This window comes from Sciscionella sediminilitoris, assembly GCF_000737195.2.
GTDB classification, from domain to species: domain Bacteria; phylum Actinomycetota; class Actinomycetes; order Mycobacteriales; family Pseudonocardiaceae; genus Sciscionella; species Sciscionella sediminilitoris.
The window spans coordinates 1-660 of the sequence record NZ_JALM01000163.1; the positions used below are offsets into that span (position 1 = coordinate 1).

General features: G+C 64.1%; 1 protein-coding gene. It reads right to left on the reverse strand.

The features are described 5' to 3' along the window. Positions 1-660 (reverse strand): phosphopantetheine-binding protein (locus AD72_RS34655; RefSeq protein WP_037348418.1); only part of this gene is annotated, 660 nt, incomplete at both ends.

The window sequence follows — 660 nt, forward strand, 5'->3', positions numbered from 1 at the left end:
ATCCTCACCAAACACCGTCCGCAACGACTCATGCCGACCCACCACATCACCCAACGCCAACCGCAACACCGACACATCAAACCGACCGGACAGCCGCAAGGCGAGCGGCATGTTGTAAGTGGCGTTCGCGCCCTCGAAGCGGTTGAGGAACCACAGGCGACGCTGGCCGAAGGACAACGGAATCCGGTCCGGTCGCGGCACCACCCGAGTCGGGCCGGGGCGGGCATCAGCGCCGTGCAGCGCCTCGGAGAGTTCGGCGACGGTCGGTGATTCGAACACCGCACGCACCGACAACTCCACACCGAACACCGAACGAACCCGGCCAACCAACCGGGTCACCAAAAGCGAATGCCCACCCAAATCAAAGAAATTATCGTCAATAGCGACGTGATCGGCGCCCAGGACCTCGGCGAACAACCCGCAGAGAATCTCCTCGCGCGCAGTGCGGGGCTCGCGGCCTGAGGTGTCCGTGTTGTAGTCGGGAGCGGGGAGTGCGTGCCGGTCGATCTTGGTGTGTTCGGTGAGCGGGAATTCGGACAGAACCAGGACCGTGGCAGGGACCATGTAGCCGGGCAGTGTTCCGGCCACGTGCGCGCGCACCGCTACCGGGTCGAGGGCCTGATCATCGACCGGAGTGACATAGGCGACGAGTCGTTTGTC